Source organism: Gordonia sp. B8661-1 (assembly GCF_059427765.1).
In genome coordinates this window covers 1-2,497 of record NZ_JCAHRL010000027.1, presented here as the reverse complement: position 1 = coordinate 2,497, position 2,497 = coordinate 1, and the positions used below count along the sequence as shown (strand labels likewise).

The following is a 2,497-nucleotide window of genomic DNA, read 5'->3' as shown; positions in this document are numbered from 1 at the left end:
GCGTGGTGCTGCCATGCTCTCCATCCTTCACAGGTTCGAGAGCCTCCGACAGACCCGGGGCGGTTCAGTGTCTTTCGATACCGACGCACCGTATGTTGACGACGCCTGAAAACTGACCCCCTGACGACGGGTGAATTTTGACCCCCCCCGTCTTGTTAGGAGGGTGATTTCAGTGGAGCAATGGGCAGAGATCCGCCGTTTGCATCGCAGTGAGGGTGTGCCGATCAGGGAGATCGCGCGCCGGTTGGGGGTGGCCCGCAACACCGTTCGTGCGGCGTTGGCTTCGGATACCGCGCCGAAGTACTCGCGGCCGGCGACGGGCTCGGCGGTCGACGCGTTCGAACCGCAGATCCGGGCGTTGCTGCGGGAGTATCCGACGATGCCGGCGACGGTGATCGCCGAGCGGGTTGGGTGGACGAGGTCGTTGACGGTCCTCAAAGACCGGGTCCGGGCTATTCGTCCAGAGTTTCGTGGGGTAGATCCAGCCGATCGGGTGATCTATCAGCCCGGCGGCTGTTCACAGTGGGATTTGTGGTTTCCGGACTACCGAATCCCTCTGAGCCACAATCAGTTCGCCATGCTACCGGTGTTGGTGATGACGTTGGCGTTCTCCCGGTACCGGTCGGCGGTGATGATCCCGTCTCGCCAGGGCGGAGACATCCTGACGGGAATGTGGCTGCTGCTGTCGCAACTGGGCGGGGTGACCCGCAAACTGGTGTGGGACCGCGAAGCCGCGATCGGCCCCAAGGGCACACCCACCGCGTTGGCGGCCGGCTTCGTGGGCACGTTGGGTACGCGGCTGGAGCTGGCGCCACCGCGAGACCCCGAGTACAAGGGCATGGTCGAACGCAACAACCGGTTCTTCGAGAGCTCGTTCCTGCCGGGCCGCCAGTTCAGCTCACCGGCCGATTTCACCGCCCAGTTCGATCGGTGGCTGGCCGATCATGCCAACACCCGAGTGGTGCGCGCGATCGGTGATCGACGCCCGTGTGACGTGTTCGCCGAGGACCTCGAGCAGATGACCGGCCTACCTCCGACCGCACCGCATATCGGCTTGAGTAGCCGGGTGCGACTCGGTCGCGACTACTACGTACGTGTAGCCGGCAATGACTATTCGGTGCACCCGTCGGTGATCGGTCGGTTCGTCGACATCACTGCCGACCTGCAGCAGGTGCGCATCCTCTGCGGCGAGGTCACCGTCGCCGACCACGCGCGCAGCTGGGCCAACCACGTCACCATCGCCGACCCTCAGCACGTGCGAGCAGCCAAAGAACTGCGCCGCGATTACCGCCGCCAAGACCTCGCCAACCGGGCCCGAAACGCCGCCCGCATCCGCGCCCACCCTGATGGCCACGAGGTGCCGATCCGGGCGTTACCGGACTACGACGAGCTGTTCGGGGTGAACTTTGCCACCCCGCCCCAAGCTCACCCGCCCACCACATCCACCAGCATTGAAAGGTGAAAGACTGTGTCCGACAATCAAACAGGTAAACAGATCGAGTTCGCGGCGCGGGCGTTGAAGATGCCAGCGATCCGCCGATGCTGGGCGGAATTGGCCGAGCGGGCCCGCACCGACAACTGGACCCACGAGCAGTACCTCGCAGCGATTCTTGACCGCCAGGTCAGCGAACGCGAAGCCAACGGCACCATGCTGCGGATCAGCGGCGCGCGCTTCCCTGCGGTCAAAACACTCGAGGACTTCAACTTCGACCACCTTCCAGGACTGCGTCGTGATGTGATCGCCCACCTGGCCACCAGCACCTGGATCGCCAAGAGCGACAACGTGATCCTTCTCGGACCACCCGGGGTGGGAAAAACCCACCTCGCGATCGCGCTCGGGATCAAAGCCGCACACAACGCCTACCCCGTGCTCTTCGACACCGCCACCGGATGGGCCACCCGCCTGACCGAGGCACACACCACCGGCCGCCTGGCCGCCGAACTCAAACGGCTCCGCCGCTACCGACTGATCATCATCGACGAGATCGGCTACCTCCCATTCGACTCCGACACCGCCAACCTGTTCTTCCAACTCATTGCCAGTCGCTACGAACAAGGCTCGATTCTGATCACCTCGAACATGCCATTCGGCCGTTGGGGCGAAGTCTTCGCCGACGACGTCGTCGCCGCCGCACTCATCGACCGCCTCGTCCATCACGCCGAGGTCATCGCTATCGACGGCGACTCCTACCGCACCAAAGCCCGACGAGAACTCGTCAACACCGACCAGTAACCACACCAAAGGGGGTCAAAATTCAACCGTCGATAAGGGGTCAGTTTTCAGCCGCCGTTGACACCGTAGACATCGGCGAAATGCGCTGAGATCTCGCCGGTTGTGAGGCCTGTGGCATACAGCGACAGCACTACCCGATCCACATCGGTGACGCGACGTTTGCTCTTACCGACAATTACCGGGTCGAAGGTGGCGTTGGGGACTGCTGCACGATCGGGTGACAGTGTCGGTGTCATGCCGCTGAGGCGGCTGTGTTGATGATCG

2 protein-coding genes and 1 pseudogene are annotated in these 2,497 nt (G+C 63.4%); 2 read left to right on the top strand and 1 reads right to left on the bottom strand.

What is annotated here, in order from left to right:
- Positions 1 to 163: 163 nt before the first annotated feature.
- On the top strand, positions 164 to 1,462 hold the full coding sequence (gene istA / locus AC4JJG_RS21420) for an IS21 family transposase (protein WP_165629285.1): 1,299 nt from the start codon (positions 164 to 166) through the stop codon (positions 1,460 to 1,462).
- 6 nt (positions 1,463 to 1,468) lie between these two features.
- Positions 1,469 to 2,233 carry an IS21-like element helper ATPase IstB gene (istB, locus tag AC4JJG_RS21415; protein WP_004021756.1) on the top strand — a complete coding sequence of 255 codons (765 nt, stop codon included), beginning with the start codon at positions 1,469 to 1,471 and terminating at the stop codon, positions 2,231 to 2,233.
- A gap of 56 nt (positions 2,234 to 2,289) precedes the next feature.
- Here the strand turns inward: istB and AC4JJG_RS21410 are convergent.
- Positions 2,290 to 2,497: pseudogene (locus AC4JJG_RS21410) on the bottom strand (transposase); the annotation flags it as partial.